Below are 19,198 nucleotides of genomic sequence, written 5' to 3'. Positions count from 1 at the left end.
AACTTTTGTTTGTAGTTAAGTATTTATTTAGTCTGCTTCACGCTATTTCATGTATTAATTCTCAATTATTATTTTTCAGCACATAGTTTTAGTTATCGCTTTTCTGTGTACCTATTTTATAAATATTGAATAGCGCGAAGCTTTACCCTTACCCCATTAGTATTAATTGTTGGAAGGCTCCTTACATGTAAGGAGCCTTTTACGCATTTATCTACATTTTTACATCTTTTATCTTTGTAAGAAAAAAATTTTTGAATTACCGAAAGAAAAATTGCGTTCATACGAGGGAATCATTCGGTGAAACAGAATGGATAATGTATTATAGTTTAATTAAAGGCAAAACAAAACTCGCGAGGGCTGATCACTTAATATATTGCCTTTTATTAAGTTGTTCAGTCATTTTTAGATATATCAAGATAGTATTAATAGGTAGAATGTTTTGAAAGACAGTCAACTGGAACTGTGTTTAGTTACAATGAGTAAAATAGTCATTTTATTATGTTTTAATCATCGTTAGAAAAGTGAAAATTAACTTTTATTGATGAGTTATTCCAATAATAAAAGTCCTATATCTTGTCAATATAGTGATTTTTATTGTCCTTTGTTATTTGTTGTTAATTCTGGAGAGACCTTCTTTATGAAGGTCCTTTTTTTACGTTTTAATACAACTTGAATTATTTTTTGAAATACTTCGTTTCAATGTTTTTCTCCTTCAAAAACTTTTCAATCTCTTTTTGCTTTCTTCCATTCACTTTCTCAAAGCGCTTTGTAAAAGAAAAATCGGTTTTGAACAAGTTGCCATCTTCAGCGAGTTTGTCTAGTTCTTGCTCTAATTCTACTGAAAGTGCCGTAGACGCTGAAATGTAATCATGAATTTCCTTCGAAGGCTGTTTATAATCATGAGGGATCGTATTGTTATTAATAAAATTAAGGAAATTCGCATCGTTTTGTTGTGCTAAATCTACTAGTTGTTTTAATTTCTCCCGGTCAGATTCCGCTGCATTCTTGTCAGACATGGCTGACGAAAGTGGAACGATGTTTTCGTATAACTCTCCGCTATAATCTAAATAAGTTTTTATACTTCGTTTCATTTCATCTTCGTTAATCGTTTCATTCTTTTTTGAGGAAGTGAATATCGTTTCCGGAATTTTAACCGTAACATCTTTAATAGATTGTACATCGTTTTCTTCCTTAGGTTGCGCACTGTTTGAACAAGCTGATAGAAATAAAACTGTAAGTAGCATGAGTGAATATAAAGTATATTTCTTCATTTTAATCTCCTTTTTTATTCATTAGTGTCTTTGTAAAATAGCTATATTCCATTTTAAATACTTTACTAAAAGTGCGTATATATGTTTGACCATTTGATAACATATGACGGATATGAGTAAACCGACGCAAAAAGCGATGAACACATTATAAACATCGGAATAACTAATTTGATGAAACCCTTTAAAGAATCCTAATCCTATTAATAAAATAGGCGAAATAATTAATACTGGCGTGGCAACGATCAGTGCTAGAAGAATCGGTAATAAAAAGAGTAGTACGAAAAAGGCGATAAAGATAAAGGCAAAGTTTAAAACACTTAAGCTCATAACAGAAAATAGTGCGGTTATCATATTTTTAAAGCTTCGTTTCTTGTCAGCATTGCTTATTGCATAGGAAACAGCAAGTTCTTTCGCGATCATTTTAGGGTTTCCTAGTTTTCTAGCAATTTCTTCTTCACATTTTCCGTCTTGTTTACCACTAATAAAATGAGTTTCATATTCTGAAATAATATCCTCCTTTTCTGAATTAGGTATATTCCGTAGGTAGGAACTAAGTTGGCTTAAAAACTCACTTTTGTTCATTGCGATTACTTCCCTTTATAAAATAATGAATTATAGCTGAGAATCCGCTCTTTGTTGAGAGGGGGATATACTAACTACGAATGTTATTCCAATTAATGGGTGTTCCAATATTTACAAATATATCATTTAGTAGTGTTCTTTACAAGGTACTATTATTTTTAAAATACTGTGATGAGATGGAAGTTTTTTAGATTTTTTCGAGAAAATATAAAAATATTATTTTAGGATAAATAAAGGGTTGTAAGCGCATTCCTTAATGAGCGTCATAAAACTGTCAAATTCATATCGTTGGAAAAATAATGCATTTGTAATATAATGATAAATATTACTTCACCACATTAATTAACTAGGTGAAGTTTAAAATCTTTATTACACAAATTATGAAACAAAGGAATGGTTAGTTTGAGTACAGGTGTAAAAGCAAACGACGTGAAGACAAAAACAAAAGGAGCAGATCTTGTTGTTGATTGTTTAATTAAACAAGGTGTTACACATGTTTTCGGTATTCCAGGAGCGAAGATTGACTCTGTATTTGATGTACTGCAAGAAAGAGGACCAGAGTTAATTGTTTGTCGTCATGAACAAAATGCAGCATTTATGGCAGCTGCGATTGGTAGATTAACAGGAAAACCGGGCGTATGTCTTGTAACTTCAGGACCAGGGACATCAAATTTAGCGACAGGTCTTGTTACTGCGAATGCGGAGAGTGATCCCGTTGTTGCTTTAGCTGGTGCAGTTCCGCGTACAGATCGATTAAAACGTACGCACCAATCTATGGATAATGCTGCACTATTCGAACCAATCACAAAATATAGCGTAGAAGTAGAGCATCCTGATAATGTGCCAGAAGCATTATCAAATGCATTTCGAAGTGCGACTTCCACAAATCCAGGCGCTACTTTAGTAAGTCTTCCGCAAGATGTTATGACTGCGGAAACGAATGTAGAGTCTATCGGTGCGCTTTCTAAGCCACAACTTGGAATCGCTCCCACACATGATATTACATACGTAGTAGAAAAAATAAAAGCAGCAAAATTACCAGTTATTTTACTCGGTATGAGAGCAAGCACAAATGAAGTGACGAAAGCTGTTCGTGAATTAATTGCGGATACAGAACTTCCTGTCGTTGAAACATATCAAGCAGCTGGTGCGATTTCACGTGAATTAGAAGATCATTTCTTCGGCCGCGTTGGATTATTCCGTAACCAACCAGGTGATATTTTACTAGAAGAAGCGGACCTTGTTATTTCTATCGGTTATGATCCAATTGAGTATGATCCGAAATTCTGGAATAAACTTGGGGACAGAACAATTATTCATCTTGATGACCATCAAGCAGATATCGACCACGATTACCAACCAGAGCGTGAATTAATTGGTGATATCGCTTTAACTGTAAATAGCATCGCGGAGAAATTACCGAAACTTGTATTAAGTACGAAATCAGAAGCAGTGTTAGAACGATTACGCGCGAAATTATCAGAACAAGCAGAAGTTCCGAATCGTGCTTCAGAAGGTGTTACACATCCGCTTCAAGTGATTCGTACACTTCGTTCTTTAATTAGTGATGATACAACTGTTACGTGTGACATCGGCTCCCATTACATTTGGATGGCAAGATGTTTCCGTTCTTATGAACCACGTAGATTATTATTTAGTAACGGTATGCAAACGTTAGGTGTTGCACTTCCTTGGGCAATTGCTGCTACTTTAGTAGAACCAGGTAAGAAAGTAGTTTCCGTATCAGGTGACGGTGGTTTCTTATTCTCAGCGATGGAATTAGAAACAGCGGTACGTTTAAATTCTCCAATTGTACATCTTGTATGGAGAGACGGTACGTATGATATGGTTGCGTTCCAACAAATGATGAAATACGGTAGAACATCAGCTACAGAGTTCGGTGATGTTGATATTGTAAAATATGCAGAAAGTTTCGGTGCGACAGGTCTTCGCGTTAACAAGCCTGATGAATTAGAAGGTGTATTAAAATCTGCACTAGCAGCAGACGGCCCTGTCATTATTGATATTCCAATCGATTACCGTGACAACATTAAATTAAGCGAAAAATTATTACCAAATCAATTAAACTAATGGAGGCAGATTTGAGATGACGGTTGCGCAATTAATTGATATTGATGCAAAAAAAACGAAAACGAGTAATGAAGTATATCAAACATCTACAATGCTTGCGCTATTAGATGGTATATATGATGGTGTGATTAGCTTTGAAGATTTGAAAAAACATGGTGATTTCGGTATCGGCACATTTGATCAATTAGATGGTGAAATGATTGCGTTTGATAACGAATTTTATCATTTACGTTCAGACGGTTCAGCAGAAAAAGTAGAGCCAGAAGAAACAACACCATTTGCGACTGTAACGTTTTTTGAAAAAGAAATGAGTTATACGATAGAGCGTCCGATGAATCGTGAAGAAGTGGAAGCATTATTACATGAATTAATGCCGAGTAAAAACTTATTTTACGGTATTCGAATGGATGGTACATTCCGCGAAGTAAGAACGAGAACTGTTCCAAAACAAGAAAAACCGTATACACCGCTCGTTGAAGTGACGAAATCACAACCAATCTTTTCCTTTAAAAATACAGAAGGTACGCTTGCTGGATTTTGGACACCAGATTATGCACAAGGTATTGGTGTAGCTGGTTTCCACTTACATTATATTGATGATGAAAGAAGCGGAGGCGGACATGTTTTCGATTATGTTGTTGAAAACTGTACGATCCAAATTTGTCAAAAAGCTCATATGCATTTAGCACTTCCAGAAACAGCTGACTTTATGGCGGCTGAATTATCTAGAGAAAACTTAGAGGATAATATTGCGACTGCGGAAGGTGCAGAGTAAAAAGGGAGAGACTGTTCCATTTTGGAACAGTCTTCTTTTATTTGTAATGTTATTCCTTGTCGAATCGTTGATATATTGTAAGTTACGATAGATATATTCGAAAAATCGTTGATATCGTTCATTTCTTTGAAACAAATGGATGCCCCTCATAATAAAAACGCCACGGATAATGTACAGCTTCTTCTGCATAGTCAATGTTAATTCGAGGACCTGCTGTTATTTTGTATTGTGATGATATGTGTTCTTCGTCTGGGACGATTTCAATATGCAATGCGTCACTTTGTAATGATACACCTCGTTCTTCTAAAGTGATTCCAAGTGCACGGCATAGTTTGCCAGGTCCGTTCGTTAAGTTTTTATATTGCGCTTTAGTAATGTCTGTTTTGTTGTAGCGAGCTAGTTTTATTTCTTTAATACCGTCTACCGGTTCAAGGGCTCGAATGAGCACTCCTTGCGGGGTACCAACTGGTGCTGTAATGACGTTAAAACAATGATACATACCGTAAATTAAATATACGTAAGCATGTCCAGGTGCGCCAAACATAACTTTCGTGCGATCCGTCCGTCTGCCGCCGTAACTATGTGCGGCCTTATCATCGGGACCTTTGTATGCTTCTACTTCAACAATGATTCCACTTCGCTTTATTCCATCTACAATATGAACAAGTTTCTGTCCGAGTAATTTTTTTGCGACTTCTAACGTATCGCCTTCATAAAAGGAAGGAGGTGCCTGCATTGTACTATCTCCTTTACTGAGTGTATATGTATATAGTAAACCAAATTTTCAGTAGAAATTCTAACTCGTTCTATTTGCTACATTTATTTCATAAATTATGGATAGAGTACAACAGCGAAGAGGGGGAGTGCGACATGATTTATCGCTTACTAGCTCTTAACATAGATGGGACACTACTATACAACAACGGAAAAATTGCAAAAGGATTAAGAGAAACAATTGAATTTGTAAAAAGAAAAGACGTATACGTTACATTATTTACGAGCCGTAATTTTCAGTCTGCTCATAAAGTAGCAAAGGTGTTAAAATTAGATTCTATATTAGTGACACACGGTGGTGCTTTCGTTTCAGCAACTTTAGATAAGCCGTACGTTCAAAGAAGATTATCGGAAGAGAAGACATTTAACATTGTGCAAGTATTGGAGCATTTTGACTGTAACGTCCGCATTTCTCATGAGCGGTTTTCAATCGGAAATCGCGAGAGAAATACACCAAACTTAATTGCACGTACTGTGCTATCGAGTGCTGATCCGTTATTTTATCCAGTTCAATTTGTAGATTCATTAGGTGATGCGCTTCGTGATCATCCAGTCGCGGCGCCAAAAATTGATGTTCTTTTCCAAACGAAAGGTGAAAAAGAAAGAGGACTGAATACATTAAGAAAAGCGTTTCAAGATATAGAGTATATTGAATGTGATTCAAAACGAATAGAAATTTTGCCACAAAATGTATCAAAATTACGTGGATTACAATTGCTTGGAGAGCATTTAAATATTTCGCTAAACGAAATGGTTGCCATTGGAGATAGCATGGAAGATTTAGAGGTTATTGAAAATGTGGGTCTCGGGGTAGCGATGGGGAACGCGCCTGTAGAGGTAAAACAAGCGGCCGACTGGATTACACGTTCAAATAGTGAGAACGGCGTAGAGTATATGATTAAAGAGCATTTCCGCAAGCAATTCCCGCTTCCGTTTTTGAAGAATCATAAAAATACACCGAAACGATAAAGGAAAAACGTAGCTTTTGGCTACGTTTTTCTTTGTTTAAGCTTCCATAACTTTAAGCATTCGATTTAAAAATGCGGCTGCTTCAGCGCGTGTTGCTGTGCCTTTTGGTACAAATTCATTTCGTTCGTTACCTTTTACAATTCCGTATGCGTAAACATTTTGTAATGCTTTTTTATCGTATGCTAAGTGTTGGTCAGTGAATGGTAATTTCACTTCTTTTCTATAAATCCAGTTATATTCTAATGCACGGTCAATCATAATAACAGCTTCATCACGTGTTATTGTAGCATTAGGATCAAATTTATTATTCCCACGACCATTAATGATACCTGCGCTAGCGGCGCGGTTAATTCCATCTATTAAAGATGGGTGTGCTTCGTTTAAGTCTGTAAATTTAGCGTTTCCAGCAGGTAATTTTAAAGCTCTCGACATTAAATTTGCAAACTCAGCTCGTGTTACCAGGCGGTTTGGCCAGTAAGAACCATTGCCGTCACCGAACATGATTTTTCTAGCAGCTAATTGACGAATGTCTTGCTCATACCAACCACCTGTAATGTCGTCTTTTTCATGAGGGACTTCTGGCGGCATAACATCTTTACGATGTTCGTTATAGTAAGCGTTCGTGCCCTTTAAAAAAGCATCCCATTGTCCGCGCTGAATCATAAATGCAGGGCAGTTTTTTCCGCTCCAAAATTGATGCTTTTGAACGTGATCTAGAGATATGTTTAATTCATTCATTAAGAAAGCAGCTAACTTGCGCGCATTTTCTACCGCTTTCGTATAATTTCCATCATTATTCACAGCAATTTCAATTCCGATAGATTCATAGTTTCCAGTTTTATTTCCGGCATGCCATCCAACTTCATTTAGTGGAAGATGTTGATAAATTTCTTTGTCATCTACTGTAAAATGCCAAGATGCTGAACGATCAGTATTTCCGCGAGCTTGATTATCTAAGTACTTCGCATGATTTAAAGCGTTCGCACCTTTACTTGTATTAGCAGTTTCATGAATTGTAATGTATTTCGGTTCCATTGCGTAGCCAGGACGAATGTTTTCATTTCCTTTTGGAACAATCATTTCTTTAAATGTAACACCATAAACGTTATTTGTAGGCAAATTAGATGGTGTTTTGAAGAAAGATGCGCTTCTCTTTTCCATAGAACCTGTTTTTTCAAATAATGATGCTTTCGTACCTTCAAATGCAGCTGAAGGAGCATAAATCCATTTCTCAGTTCTGTTCATTTGAATGTTAAACCAATTCCCAGCTTGTTCAGTAGGAGTTACTGTTTGTGGCTGTAATTTCGTTTCTTCTTTAAACGATTGGAAAGGGAAGGAATATACTGATGCTTCTTCTGTTACAATTAGTTTTTGATTCGAGAGTTTATGAATCTCTTGTACTTCTAAACCATTATTTCCCTTATTAACCCAGCCAGCGCCAGATGTAGTTTGAACGTAATAGGCATTATTTTTTTTCTTTGTTGCCTTTACTACTGGTGCAGTAATTTCAATATTTGTTTTCGTTTTTAAGTCATTTGAATCGTATAGTGGAAGTTTTGTTGATAAGTGGAGAAGATATTCACCCGAGGTTTCAAGGTCGTTTTCTTCGTCATGTCTATGCTGTTTTGCATGTTCTTCAATGCTTTTTAAAGCTTGCTCATCCGTAGACAATTCCGCAGTTTTCTCTATGCTTTCCGCGAATGAATGGATAGGTGCTACAAATGTTTGTAATGCTAAAGATAGTGCTAAAATATTGTAAAACTTTTTTTTCATAGTTGTTTTAACACGTGATAGTCTTTATGTCGTGTTAAGAGTCCTCCTTTATATGTATTTAAATTAGTAGCAAGTATTAATACGTTCTAGATTGTAACAAGAGTATATTCTAATGTCTATACAACTAGGGAAAGTTCATGAAAAATCAATATTCAGTTTGTTTTAAATAGGATATGAAAATAAGGTAAAACCTTCTGTATTGACCTGCAAACGCCCTTCAAGTAAACTAAAGAGAGTTTGCAAATGAAAAGGTGATAATGTTGTTAATTTCAATTAAAACGTTACAAGATGATCGTTTTTTACGTCCGCTGCAAAATATTAGCGGCTTATTTTTTGAAGATAGTACGATTGGATTTGAACAAGAGGAAGCAAATCTTATCGTTGATATACACATTGAAGAGAATGTGAAAGCATCAGCTCGTTTAACAGATGTTGCGACTGGAAATGTGTATGAAGAAACATTCGCAAAAGATTTATCTGCTTTTACAGATGAAAAAGAGCGTATGAAGCAAGTGAAGCATGTTGTTTCTTATGTATATCTTTCTGTTCTTCAGCAGTTAACTGGTATTGAGCAAAGCTGGGGTATTTTAACGGGAGTTCGTCCGACAAAACTTCTTCATAAAATGCTTCAAAATGGTATGTCAAAAGAAGAGGCGCACCAAGAACTTCGTGAAAGTTATTTAATTCATGAAGAGAAAATTGAACTTCTTCAGCGTATTGTTGACTGCCAATTAGCGGTAGTTCCGGATTTATATCGTTTGAAAGAGGAAGTAAGTATTTATATCGGTATTCCATTCTGCCCAACAAAATGTGCATATTGTACATTCCCAGCGTATGCAATTAACGGACGTCAAGGTTCTGTTGATTCATTCTTAGGTGGTTTACATTATGAAGTTCGTGAAATTGGTAAGTTTTTAAAAGAAAAAGGTGTAACAGTTACGACGATTTATTACGGCGGCGGTACACCGACAAGTATTACAGCAGAAGAGATGGATATGCTGTATGAAGAAATGTATGAAGCGTTCCCAGATGTGAAAAATGTGCGTGAAGTAACAGTTGAGGCAGGTCGCCCAGATACAATTACGCCAGCAAAGCTAGAAGTGTTAAATAAATGGAATATTGACCGTATTAGTATTAATCCGCAGTCATACCATCAAGAAACATTAAAAGCAATTGGGCGTCACCATACTGTAGAAGAAACAATTGAGAAGTACCACTTAGCTCGTGAAATGGGAATGAATAATATTAATATGGATTTAATTATTGGTCTTCCTGGTGAAGGGTTAGATATCTTCAAGCACACGTTAGATGAAACAGAAAAGTTAATGCCAGAATCATTAACAGTTCATACGTTATCATTTAAACGTGCTTCTGAAATGACGCAAAACAAACGTAAATATAAAGTAGCAGGTCGCGAAGAAATTACAGCGATGATGCACGAAGCAGAAGAGTGGACGCAAAAGCATAATTACGTACCATATTACTTATATCGTCAAAAGAATATTTTAGGTAATTTAGAGAACGTTGGTTATGCAATGCCGACGCAAGAAAGTATTTACAACATTGTCATTATGGAAGAAGTACAATCAATTATCGGACTTGGTTGTGGTGCATCAAGTAAATTTGTTCATCCGAAAACGGGAGCAATTACGCACTTTGCGAATCCGAAAGATCCAAAATCATATAATGATGGCTTCGTAAAATATACAGAAGATAAACTGAAAATTTTAGAAGAGCTATTTGCATAAAAAGAAAGAGGTTATTCCGAGTCGGAATAACCTCTTTTTTATATTGTCAGTTTTTGTCGGTAAGTCGATATATTCGAAAAATCGCCGATATAATTCAAGTTGCGCTGATATATCCGGAAAATCGCCGATATAATTTCACTTACCGCCAAACGGCGCCGTTTGTAAAACGATGTCGATAATAATCAGAAAAATTAGTCAAATCATTAAAGGACAATGTCTACTTATGGACGAAATGATAGATTTATGAAAGAGAAAAGGGGGAAATTGTTGGCATGTACATGACGATAGGGAGAATTTTCGATTTATCTGTTGGTAAGTATCCGAATAAAGAGGCGTTAGTGGAGCCAGAAAAAAATATTCGCTGGACGTATAAACAGTGGGATGAGCAAATAAATAAAACGGCGCACGCTCTATTAGAAGAAGGGGTAAGAAAGGGAGATACTGTATCTGTTTACTTATATAACTGCCGTGAATTTGTAAACGTTTACTTAGCCTGTGCGAAAATTGGTGCAATCTTTAACCCAATTAATTTCCGCTTAAAAGCAAAAGAAGTATCTTATATTCTCCAGGATGCATCCTCGAAAGTAGTTGTTTTTGAAAAAGCAGTTGAGCCAACTGTCGCTATCATTGAACGAGATTTTCCAAATTCGTCTTTTTGGTATGTAGAAGATGATGCACCTTCTTATGCTAGCTCCTACCATGAAAAAGTAAATGAAGCATCTTCCGAAAAAGTAGATATTGAAATTGGTGAAATGGATTATTGTTCTATGCTGTATACGAGCGGTACGACAGGTCATCCGAAAGGTGTATTACATCGTCATCGCGAAATGGCTGAGCATAGTATGATTTGTACGTATTTCCTAAAATATAATCGAGATAGTGTTGGGCTTGTTGTAGCACCGTTATATCATTGCGGTGAGTTGAATGCTGGAATTATACCGCGTATTCAAGTTGGTGGAAAGAATGTTATTTTACATCATTTTGACACAGAAACAGTATTACATACAATTCAAGAAGAGAAGATTACGACGTTTTTTGCAGCACCGACGATGTGGAATATGCTGTTGCAAAAAGATTTAACGCAGTACGATTTAACTTCGATGAAGATTGGTATATACGGCGGAGCAGCGATGGCACCAGCGTTAGTGAAGGAATGTAAAGAACGTCTTTATATTGATCTTGTACAAATTTACGGAATGACAGAAATGGGACCTGTTGTGGCATTTCTCGTAGAAGAGGATCAAATTACGAAAGCAGGTTCAGCAGGAACACCGTGCTTTAGTCATGAAATTCGAATTGTGAAACCGAATGAAGATGCACCAGCAGAGCCAAATGATGTATTGCCTCCTTATGAAGTAGGAGAGATTATTTTGCGCGGTCCAACTATGATGGCTGGTTATCATAACCGAGAAGAGGCAAATGCAAAATCGATGTATAAAGGGTGGTATCACTCTGGCGATTTAGGTTACTTCGATAAAGACGGCTATTTATTCGTCGCAGATCGCGTGGATGATATGGTGATTAGTGGCGGCGTTAATATTTATCCACGTGAAATTGAAGATTTCCTTCATAGTCATCCTGGTATATTAGATGTTGCTGTGCTTGGTGAGCCGGATGAATTATGGGGAGAACGTGTTGTGGCAGTTGTTGTGAAGAAAGATGAAACAATTACAGAAGCTGATTTAGAAACGTATTGTAAAGAAAGTGATGAATTAGCAGATTATAAACGTCCGCGTCATTATTTATTTGTAGATGAACTGCCTCGTAATGCGAGTGGGAAGTTGCAGAAATTTGTGCTTAGAGAGTCTCTGAAAGGTGCGAAAAAATAGAAAGTGCATGCCTACGTGATTTTCGCCTGTTTGTCTGTAAGCGATTAAATAGATGAATTAATATCTTTGTTCTTTTGCAGAGAGTGGGAATGAAGTGAAGATCAATTGGTCTTCACTTCATTTTCGTTCTTCTTAATAAAGAGTAATTGGTGCATATGAAACAAGATGAAAGAACTAAAGGGGTGCAACGTACAAAAAAAGACACCTTGAGGTGCCTCTTTTCGACTTGAACCATTTTCATTTCATACGTATCTATCCGTATTACCCCTTTGTTATAAGTGTAAACACATACTATAAAACAGAATCGTCTATATACACTAATTGTTAGTTCAAAAAATACAAGAGATTTGAACTGAGTATCGGAGTAACGCCACATCCCCTAAAATGATTGATATGTTACGCCTTTTAAAAGAATCTGCTTTATAGAACGTGTCCACGAGTTATATTTTACTACATGTAATATTCATTTAGTTTATTTTTTGTGAATATGTATAATTACATAAACTTCATAAGAAAAAGGGAGTATACTTTGTTATTTTGTAATAAGGGTAAAGCCCGCTTAAAAATAGGGGGCTTTTCTTATTTTTTATAAATATTTATTCCAATTATATTATCAGATGAATCTAAACGAACATACACGTCACCTGACAAAAGGTGGGAATTATATATTCTTTGTTTATACGTTGATATCTCGAAGTGTTTTCCATTTGATTCACATTCCAAAATAATCATATCTCCATGTTCTTTCCAATTTACTAATCTAGCAGTTGTATTCATTTTTAATCCTCCTCTAAATCATTTTATGAAAATTAATAGAGATAGTGTGAGGAAGGAGTTTATATAGTCAAAAAGAAAGGTGAAGAGATTGTAACATAGTAACTTTTTCGTAAAAACAAACCATTTAATTATATCAATAATAAGATTAATTAATATAATGTATTAATCTAACAGAAGGGAGGAATAGCCATGCAATTGGTTTGTTTTAAAATAGTAAGTGGTCAATACTTCTTATTTGTAGAAGGTATTCAAATTCCTGTACCAATTCCAGCAGCAGCAGCAGCTCTATTAATTGGTTTAGGAATAATTCCACTTTGTTCTTAATGTAAGGAAGTCCAAAAGTTCTACCTTTCAATTGAAAACCCTCAAGTATATGAATACTTGAGGGTTTTTATTGTTATAAAAATCGTTGAATGAAATGGGGTTCGCAACATTGTTTGATAGTCATGTTGGAATACCCACTTTCTATTTTTATTTACGTGAAAATCCTTCTTCATCAAGATATTCCGCAGCTTCTGGATAAGAGTTGAATGTACCGTCTAAGTTTACACCAGCGTATACGTTCCACATATCATCCTCTGAGATAAGAGTAAGGATATGACCGTCTTCGTTATGCCATTCTTCTTCTTTCGCAGGTTCTGCAGGAATTACTACTTCTTCTTGTGAAAGTAATTCAATTGATTGCTCGATTACTGAGCGTAATTCATCTGCTGAAAATTCGCGGATGTTAACCATACCTTTATCATCTGTTTTGTAACCTTTAATACCACTTGCATATACAAATCCGTTTCCATTTGGATGTAAGTGATAAACAACGTTCTTTTTATCTAAACGACTTTCTTCAAAGTGAAAGTTCACACGTTTTAATGATACGTTTTTTCTTTCTAATTCAGGGAAAGATTCAATAATCGATAATTTTTCTTCAAAAGTTAGCATAGTGCCTCCAAATATATAATAAAAGATTTAATTTGTTCATTATAACATAGTTATAATCGTTTCCAAAGATGCGGTAGGTACTTGTAATTGAATGCGTTTACGTCACGATACTGTAAAAAGTGGACTAACGAATGTATCTATTTAGGTGTACAATGGAAAATGGACTTTATATGAAGGTGGTTATTATATGTTTCAAAAAATAGCAAAGGAATGTTTAGCAGGTTTTACTGTTGCGATTGTTGCGTTGCCACTTGCCATTGCATTTGGTATTGCTGCAACGGGAACGTCTGAGGGAGCGCTAGTTGGATTGTATGGTGCGATTTTTGCAGGTTTATTTGCGGCGTTATTTGGTGGTACACCTGGGCAGGTTACGGGACCAACTGGACCGATTACGGTTATTGCAACAGGTGTTATTGCGACCCACGGGTTAGAGGCGAGTTTTATAGCATTTATGATGGCGGGGCTGTTTCAAATTTTATTCGGTGTATGTAAGCTTGGATCTTACGTGCGGTACATTCCATATCCTGTCGTATCAGGATTTATGAACGGAATCGCATTAATTATTATTTTGGGTGAAATGAAGCATGTGCAAAATAGTTTTCTACTCGTCGTATTAACGATTATTGTCATGATTGTTTCTGGAAAATGGATTAAGGCAATCCCATCTAGTTTAGTTGCATTAGTAGGTGTGACAGTTATGCTTCCTTTATTTTCTTCTGTGCTAGAAGGGCTTACAGTGAAGTTACCGGTTATCGGAAACCTGTCATTAAATAAGGTAATTGAAAAGATTGGGACGATTCCAGAAGCGATGCCAACGCTTCATATTCCATCTTTAAGTGGAACAGGTATAGCAGAACTTGTTTTACCAGCGCTTAGTATTGCTTTATTAGGATCGATTGACTCGTTGTTAACATCGGTCGTAATGGATAATGTGACGGGTACACGTCATAAAAGTAATAAAGAACTGGTCGGACAAGGTATCGGTAATGTGATGAGCGGATTGTTTGGCGGATTAGCAGGCGCAGGTGCGACTGTACGATCTATCGTTAATATAAGAAGTGGCGGTAAAACAGCGCTTTCAGCAAGTATGCATAGTGTTATATTATTTATTTTCATTATGGGACTTGGATCAGTCGTACAATACATTCCACTTGCTGTATTATCAGGTATTTTAATTTTAACTGGTATTGGTATGTTTGATTGGGAGAGCATGAAGAAAATGCATGTAGCGCCAAAAGGTGATGTCGTTGTTATGCTCGTAACGATGATTGTCACAGTGAAGTTTGATTTAATGATCGCGGTTGCGTTCGGTATTATTCTTTCATTCATTATATACATGGTGAAATGTAAAGAACGTAAAGTTTCTATTGTAAAAGAAAAGGAAGCAACATATAAAATTAAGGGACCACTTTCGTTTTTAACAGTGGATCGTGTTTTTTATGCTTTACAAGACGTAAAATCTCCGGTTGTTTTACGTATGAAAGATGCACGCTATATGGATGTATCAGGAGCTATGGCGTTATTGAATTTCATTGAGCAGTCGGATAAGTCAGGATTGAGTGTAACGCTAGAGCAAGTACCTGCTCATATTAAAAAGACGTTAGTAGTGATGGCGAGTAATGAGCAGAAAGATAAATTACTATTTGTAAAAACGGAAACTATATGAAGAAACACCCTTATATAAGGGTGTTTTTGTTATTTGTAACATCTGTATATCAAGATGTTATACGTCTGTTGACGTTTATTCCTCTTAGCAGTATAGTAACATTCTAGATTAGGTATGTGATATTATAGTAATGTATATGAATTTTGAGATTCCTTTTTTGTCAGAAGGAAGAGCTTTAAGCTGGAGGGAATAATTGATGTACAAACAGTTACCACACGGAGTGAAGATTGGGATTACACGCTCAATTGTTGTTTCTTTTGAGAAGTATATGAAAGAAATTGAATGGAACGAAGAAAAGTTTGATATGCAACAATTTGTTGAACAGTGGAAATAGTATTTATACACAAAATCAACTTGGATCAATAAAGTAGATGACGAGTTGAAAGGACATCCAGATTTCCATCAAGCTTTAGCAATGAAAGTAAATGAAAAAATTAACGAGCTTATTAATGAAAAACCGAGCGAAGAACAAGTGGAGCAATTAAAAAGAAATAAAGTAAAGCATGCAGATGAAATGTGCAAATTAGAAGCTGAATATCATATTGAACGTTTATTCGTAACGAAATAAATTTTACATAAAGAAAAAGCCTGTCCAAAGAGGTGTGATGACCATCTTTTTGAGCAGGCTTTTTGTATGAAAAAAAGTAAGAGAGGCGAGCCTCTCTATGATTAGTCTTGTGGTACAAGTGCCTTCCAAGAAGATAGGTCCATATCTTCTTTTAATATAGATGAAGCAGGGAAGACAAATGACCACGGTTTTGTAGTGTTCGCTTTAATTTCAAGGTTCGGTAATGTGAAAGCGCCTTTAACAACAACTGCACCTGTGGCATCTTCAATATGAAGAGGAAGTTGCTCTAGTTGAATGTTGTCTTTACAACCGTTACGAATAAGAAGCGTTGTATGTAAATCGCCGTTTTCTTTTCGTGCAGCTTGCAGACCTAGGAAGTTAATTTCACCATCATTTGGAGGTGTTAAATTGTCTACGAAATTACGTAAAGCTTCTTTGCTTGCTTCAGGTAACTGAGCTTCCCAAGATGGATCTAAATCTAATACATGCTTACTTTCAAGTTCGAACGCTAATTCCCAATCCGTTTGCGATAATTCAGCATCTGTAATTGTTTCTTGCTCAAATGTAAAGATAAACGGCATATTTACATTTGCAGGAATATCTCCTAATGCAGAAAGGTTGAATGTTTTTCGCGCGCATAATTTTTTCTCTTTATTTAGAAGAATTAATGTAACTTCTTCGAAAGAAATTGGTTTCGGAACAGTGCTGCGAATAAATACAGCTACGTCATAACCGTTATCACGCTTTTCAATCTCAATTCCAGATAAAGAAATTTGATATTCTTCTAAACGTGGTAGTTCTTTATGTAAAAATTGATAAATGTATTTTTGTTCTTGTCCTACTGCACCCCAGCTAGGGTGGAAGTAAAGCGTTGGTTTTACAGTTTTATTTTCAGTATTTGTGCTTTCTTGTCCGAATAGTTGATTACTAGAGACAGTCGTATCTTTTCCGTTTTTCTTAGCTTTTTTTAGGAATGATAACATAATCTTTCACCTCGTTATTGTACGTTTTCAGGAACACCTAAATGTCTTGCAACATAGCGGCACATTTCTTTTTCGAAATTACCATATGTGTATAAAAAGATATCTAAAGCTTCTTTTTGATAAAGACGAGTAGGGTCTTCTTGTTGATATTGTCTTAGTCCGATGCCTTCTTTTAAGTGGGTCATTGCATCTAAGTGATTGACCCAGTTCTGATCTAGGAAATGAAGGGCAACATATCGTAGCGACTGTTGTAAATCAGTATGGCTATCTAGCTCATTTACGCGCTCTTTATAAAGAGATAATGTTTCTTTCAAAACGGATTGTAAATCTTCCGGTGAATGTACATTATTTGCTGATAATGATGGCATATTTTCTACTGATAAAATTTCGTTTAGACTTGCTGTTAAACTAGCAAAATCCCATTCTTCTGGAAGCATACCTTCTACAAGATATTGCTTAGAAATGGCTTCTACAGCATGATCAATCATTGGAATAATAATTTCAATCATATTTGTATCTTCTTGTAATAAGTTATTACGTAATTTATAAATAACGTTACGTTGGTCATTTATTACATCGTCTAACTTTAAATTGTACTCACGCATTGAGAAATGGCTACCTTCACAAATTAATTGTGTACGGTTTACAAAATCATGGACTTTAGAAGTTAGAATAAGTCCTGTTTCATCTGTTTTCAGTGATTTCATTAATTTCTCGACTTCTTCTTGTGCGAAACGTTTTAGCATTTCATCTTCTAAAGAAAGGAAGAATTGAGAGCTACCTGGGTCACCTTGGCGACCAGCACGACCTTTTAGCTGATTGTCAACGCGTCGCGATTCATGGCGTTCTGTCCCGATTACATGTAATCCACCAAGTTCGTGAACACCCTCACCTAGTAAAATATCAGTACCTCGTCCGGCCATATTCGTCGCAATTGTAATTTGACCTTTTTGTCCAGCAGTTGCGATTAAATCAGCTTCTTGTTCTGCGCTTTTTGCATTTAATAATTGATATGTAATATTTGCTTCATCTAAGTAACGAGCAACGGTTTCTGATTGTAAAATAGACATTGTCCCAATTAAAATCGGGCGTCCTTGTTTATTGTGTTTTAGAACATCTTCACGTACAGCTTTATATTTAGCATCGGCTGTTGCGTATACGACGTCCTTTTTGTCTTCACGAATAATCGGACGATTTGTCGGAATCGGCATAACTTCCATGTTATATACACGGTTAAATTCTTTTTCTTCCGTTTTTGCTGTACCTGTCATACCAGATAGTGCTGGATACATACGGAAGAAGTTTTGAATTGTAATGGATGCTTGTGTTTGATTTTCTTCAGTGATTTCTAAGCCTTCTTTTGCTTCAAGAGCTTGGTGTAAACCGTCACTTAAAGAGCGACCATCCATAACACGACCCGTGAAAATATCTACAAGTAGAATTTTTTCATCGTGTACAATATAGTCAACATCACATTGGAAAGCGACATGAGCTCGTAATGCTTGAATCATATAATGATATAAAGTTTGATGTTCTAAATCATATAGGTTATCGATATCAAATAAATCTTCTATTTTTGTAATACCGTCTTCTGTAAAACTAGCAGATTTCGATTCTGCATCGTATGTGTAATGAAGGGTATCCTGGAATGATTTAATAACTTTTGCACATAAATAGTGTAAATCAGAGCTGCTTGATTTCTTACCAGCGATAATAAGAGGTGTCTTTGCTTCGTCAATTAAAACGCTATCAATCTCATCGATAATAGCAAAATGATAAGGACGTTGTACCTGTTCATTTTTTGAAGAGGCCATATTATCACGTAGATAGTCAAAGCCAAATTCTGTTCCAATACCGTATGTAATATCAGCTTCGTAAGCAAGTTTCTTTTCGGCAGGATCGATTTGAGGAATATTTAATCCAACCTTTAAACCTAGAAATTCATGAACTTGGCCAATTAATTCTTTATCTCGTTTTGCTAAATAGTCGTTTACAGTAATAACGTGAACGCCTTTTCCTTCAAGAGCACGTACGTATGTTGGAAGAGAAGAAACTAATGTTTTTCCTTCACCAGTTGGCATCTCTGCAATATTACCTTCTAATAGTACAAGGCCACCAATTAACTGCACATCGTAGTGACGTAATCCAAGTACACGTTTTGCTGCTTCACGTACAACAGCGAACGCTTCAACTTTTATATCATCCACTGTTTTTCCGTCACGAAGCATGTTTTTAAATGTGATCGTTTTATGACGCAATTCTTCATCAGACAAATCAGATAGTTTTTCTTCCAGATTATTAATTTCTTGAACAAGTTGTTCATACTTTTTTAGTTTTCTCTTCTGAGAATCTCCTAACAGCTTTTTTACCGAATTCAGCATGTTGTAAACACTCCTCTTACTGACAATAGCTACATTATAGCACATGTTTATCCCGAATAAGTAGAAGTAGTAAAT

Annotated in this window: 15 protein-coding genes and 1 pseudogene; 8 read left to right on the top strand and 8 right to left on the bottom strand. The window is 35.8% G+C overall.

All coding sequences use genetic code 11. The features are described 5' to 3' along the window. Positions 1 to 674: 674 nt before the first annotated feature. Positions 675 to 1,271: an NDxxF motif lipoprotein gene (locus tag QCI73_RS23010; protein WP_353823827.1), complete on the bottom strand. Its 597-nt coding sequence runs from the start codon at positions 1,269 to 1,271 to the stop codon at positions 675 to 677. A gap of 21 nt (positions 1,272 to 1,292) precedes the next feature. Further along, positions 1,293 to 1,853, bottom strand: coding sequence for a DUF1700 domain-containing protein (locus tag QCI73_RS23005; protein WP_327924300.1), 561 nt, complete (start codon positions 1,851 to 1,853; stop codon positions 1,293 to 1,295). Between the two features lie 402 nt (positions 1,854 to 2,255). On the opposite strand from QCI73_RS23005, the gene alsS reads away from it, so the two are divergent. Then, positions 2,256 to 3,944, top strand: coding sequence for an acetolactate synthase AlsS (gene alsS / locus QCI73_RS23000; RefSeq protein ID WP_353823826.1), 1,689 nt, complete (start codon positions 2,256 to 2,258; stop codon positions 3,942 to 3,944). A gap of 16 nt (positions 3,945 to 3,960) precedes the next feature. Beyond that, positions 3,961 to 4,719: an alpha-acetolactate decarboxylase gene (gene alsD / locus QCI73_RS22995; RefSeq protein ID WP_353823825.1), complete on the top strand. Its 759-nt coding sequence runs from the start codon at positions 3,961 to 3,963 to the stop codon at positions 4,717 to 4,719. Positions 4,720 to 4,837: 118 nt separating this feature from the next. Here alsD and QCI73_RS22990 read toward each other — a convergent pair whose 3' ends face one another. Further along, on the bottom strand, positions 4,838 to 5,455 hold the full coding sequence (locus tag QCI73_RS22990) for a DNA-3-methyladenine glycosylase (protein WP_353823824.1): 618 nt from the start codon (positions 5,453 to 5,455) through the stop codon (positions 4,838 to 4,840). Between the two features lie 134 nt (positions 5,456 to 5,589). Here QCI73_RS22990 and QCI73_RS22985 point away from each other — a divergent pair, with 134 nt between their 5' ends. Then, a complete protein-coding gene (locus QCI73_RS22985; protein WP_353823823.1) occupies positions 5,590 to 6,462 on the top strand; it encodes a Cof-type HAD-IIB family hydrolase in 873 nt (290 codons plus the stop codon). Between the two features lie 36 nt (positions 6,463 to 6,498). Here the strand turns inward: QCI73_RS22985 and QCI73_RS22980 are convergent, their stop codons facing one another. Beyond that, on the bottom strand, positions 6,499 to 8,235 hold the full coding sequence (locus tag QCI73_RS22980) for an S-layer homology domain-containing protein (RefSeq protein WP_353823822.1): 1,737 nt from the start codon (positions 8,233 to 8,235) through the stop codon (positions 6,499 to 6,501). Between the two features lie 257 nt (positions 8,236 to 8,492). Here QCI73_RS22980 and QCI73_RS22975 point away from each other — a divergent pair, with 257 nt between their 5' ends. Together QCI73_RS22975 and QCI73_RS22970 are read left to right on the top strand one after the other, a co-directional pair. Next, positions 8,493 to 9,983: a coproporphyrinogen III oxidase gene (locus QCI73_RS22975; RefSeq protein WP_000924633.1), complete on the top strand. Its 1,491-nt coding sequence runs from the start codon at positions 8,493 to 8,495 to the stop codon at positions 9,981 to 9,983. Positions 9,984 to 10,255: 272 nt separating this feature from the next. Beyond that, complete coding sequence (locus QCI73_RS22970) at positions 10,256 to 11,812, top strand: fatty acid--CoA ligase (protein WP_327924294.1); 1,557 nt, start codon at positions 10,256 to 10,258, stop codon at positions 11,810 to 11,812. 579 nt (positions 11,813 to 12,391) lie between these two features. Here QCI73_RS22970 and QCI73_RS22965 read toward each other — a convergent pair. Then, positions 12,392 to 12,589, bottom strand: a complete 198-nt coding sequence (locus QCI73_RS22965) for a hypothetical protein (RefSeq protein ID WP_149884894.1) — start codon at positions 12,587 to 12,589, stop codon at positions 12,392 to 12,394. A gap of 189 nt (positions 12,590 to 12,778) precedes the next feature. Here QCI73_RS22965 and QCI73_RS22960 point away from each other — a divergent pair, with 189 nt between their 5' ends. Then, on the top strand, positions 12,779 to 12,913 hold the full coding sequence (locus QCI73_RS22960) for a hypothetical protein (RefSeq protein WP_001177692.1): 135 nt from the start codon (positions 12,779 to 12,781) through the stop codon (positions 12,911 to 12,913). A 147-nt stretch (positions 12,914 to 13,060) separates the two neighbouring features. Here the strand turns inward: QCI73_RS22960 and QCI73_RS22955 are convergent, their stop codons facing one another. After that, entirely contained in the window at positions 13,061 to 13,525 is a 465-nt protein-coding gene (locus tag QCI73_RS22955) for a hypothetical protein (RefSeq protein ID WP_000955014.1), read from the bottom strand. Between the two features lie 187 nt (positions 13,526 to 13,712). Between QCI73_RS22955 and QCI73_RS22950 the strand changes: the two genes are divergently transcribed. Together QCI73_RS22950 and QCI73_RS22945 are read left to right on the top strand one after the other, a co-directional pair. After that, positions 13,713 to 15,191 carry a SulP family inorganic anion transporter gene (locus QCI73_RS22950; protein ID WP_242296128.1) on the top strand — a complete coding sequence of 493 codons (1,479 nt, stop codon included), beginning with the start codon at positions 13,713 to 13,715 and terminating at the stop codon, positions 15,189 to 15,191. Positions 15,192 to 15,387: 196 nt separating this feature from the next. Continuing rightward, positions 15,388 to 15,759 (top strand): annotated as a pseudogene (locus tag QCI73_RS22945) (hypothetical protein). A 101-nt stretch (positions 15,760 to 15,860) separates the two neighbouring features. On the opposite strand, the gene QCI73_RS22940 reads toward QCI73_RS22945, so the two are convergent. Together QCI73_RS22940 and secA2 are read right to left on the bottom strand one after the other, a co-directional pair. Then, positions 15,861 to 16,742, bottom strand: a complete 882-nt coding sequence (locus tag QCI73_RS22940) for an accessory Sec system S-layer assembly protein (protein WP_000948199.1) — start codon at positions 16,740 to 16,742, stop codon at positions 15,861 to 15,863. A 14-nt stretch (positions 16,743 to 16,756) separates the two neighbouring features. Next, positions 16,757 to 19,123 (bottom strand): accessory Sec system translocase SecA2, encoded by a 2,367-nt coding sequence (secA2, locus tag QCI73_RS22935; protein ID WP_113741918.1) that lies wholly within the window; start codon positions 19,121 to 19,123, stop codon positions 16,757 to 16,759. Between the last annotated feature and the right edge of the window lie 75 nt (positions 19,124 to 19,198).

It is taken from the genome of Bacillus cereus group sp. MG16, from assembly GCF_040459875.1.
Classification (GTDB): domain Bacteria; phylum Bacillota; class Bacilli; order Bacillales; family Bacillaceae_G; genus Bacillus_A; species Bacillus_A paranthracis.
The sequence above is the reverse complement of the archived record's forward strand: the minus strand, read 5'-3'. Positions and strand labels throughout refer to the sequence as shown.

What these genes read in the sequence shown, in the direction of transcription:
- secA2 (WP_113741918.1), bottom strand. Translation starts at nt 19,123, where the DNA reads ATGCTGAATTCGGTAAAAAAGCTGTTAGGAGATTCTCAGAAGAGAAAA.
- QCI73_RS22960 (WP_001177692.1), top strand. Translation starts at nt 12,779, where the DNA reads ATGCAATTGGTTTGTTTTAAAATAGTAAGTGGTCAATACTTCTTATTT.
- QCI73_RS23005 (WP_327924300.1), bottom strand. Translation starts at nt 1,853, where the DNA reads ATGAACAAAAGTGAGTTTTTAAGCCAACTTAGTTCCTACCTACGGAAT.
- QCI73_RS22970 (WP_327924294.1), top strand. Translation starts at nt 10,256, where the DNA reads ATGTACATGACGATAGGGAGAATTTTCGATTTATCTGTTGGTAAGTAT.
- alsD (WP_353823825.1), top strand. Translation starts at nt 3,961, where the DNA reads ATGACGGTTGCGCAATTAATTGATATTGATGCAAAAAAAACGAAAACG.
- QCI73_RS22965 (WP_149884894.1), bottom strand. Translation starts at nt 12,589, where the DNA reads ATGAATACAACTGCTAGATTAGTAAATTGGAAAGAACATGGAGATATG.
- QCI73_RS22990 (WP_353823824.1), bottom strand. Translation starts at nt 5,455, where the DNA reads ATGCAGGCACCTCCTTCCTTTTATGAAGGCGATACGTTAGAAGTCGCA.
- QCI73_RS22950 (WP_242296128.1), top strand. Translation starts at nt 13,713, where the DNA reads ATGTTTCAAAAAATAGCAAAGGAATGTTTAGCAGGTTTTACTGTTGCG.
- QCI73_RS22940 (WP_000948199.1), bottom strand. Translation starts at nt 16,742, where the DNA reads ATGTTATCATTCCTAAAAAAAGCTAAGAAAAACGGAAAAGATACGACT.
- QCI73_RS22980 (WP_353823822.1), bottom strand. Translation starts at nt 8,235, where the DNA reads ATGAAAAAAAAGTTTTACAATATTTTAGCACTATCTTTAGCATTACAA.
- QCI73_RS22955 (WP_000955014.1), bottom strand. Translation starts at nt 13,525, where the DNA reads ATGCTAACTTTTGAAGAAAAATTATCGATTATTGAATCTTTCCCTGAA.
- QCI73_RS22985 (WP_353823823.1), top strand. Translation starts at nt 5,590, where the DNA reads ATGATTTATCGCTTACTAGCTCTTAACATAGATGGGACACTACTATAC.
- QCI73_RS23010 (WP_353823827.1), bottom strand. Translation starts at nt 1,271, where the DNA reads ATGAAGAAATATACTTTATATTCACTCATGCTACTTACAGTTTTATTT.
- QCI73_RS22975 (WP_000924633.1), top strand. Translation starts at nt 8,493, where the DNA reads ATGTTGTTAATTTCAATTAAAACGTTACAAGATGATCGTTTTTTACGT.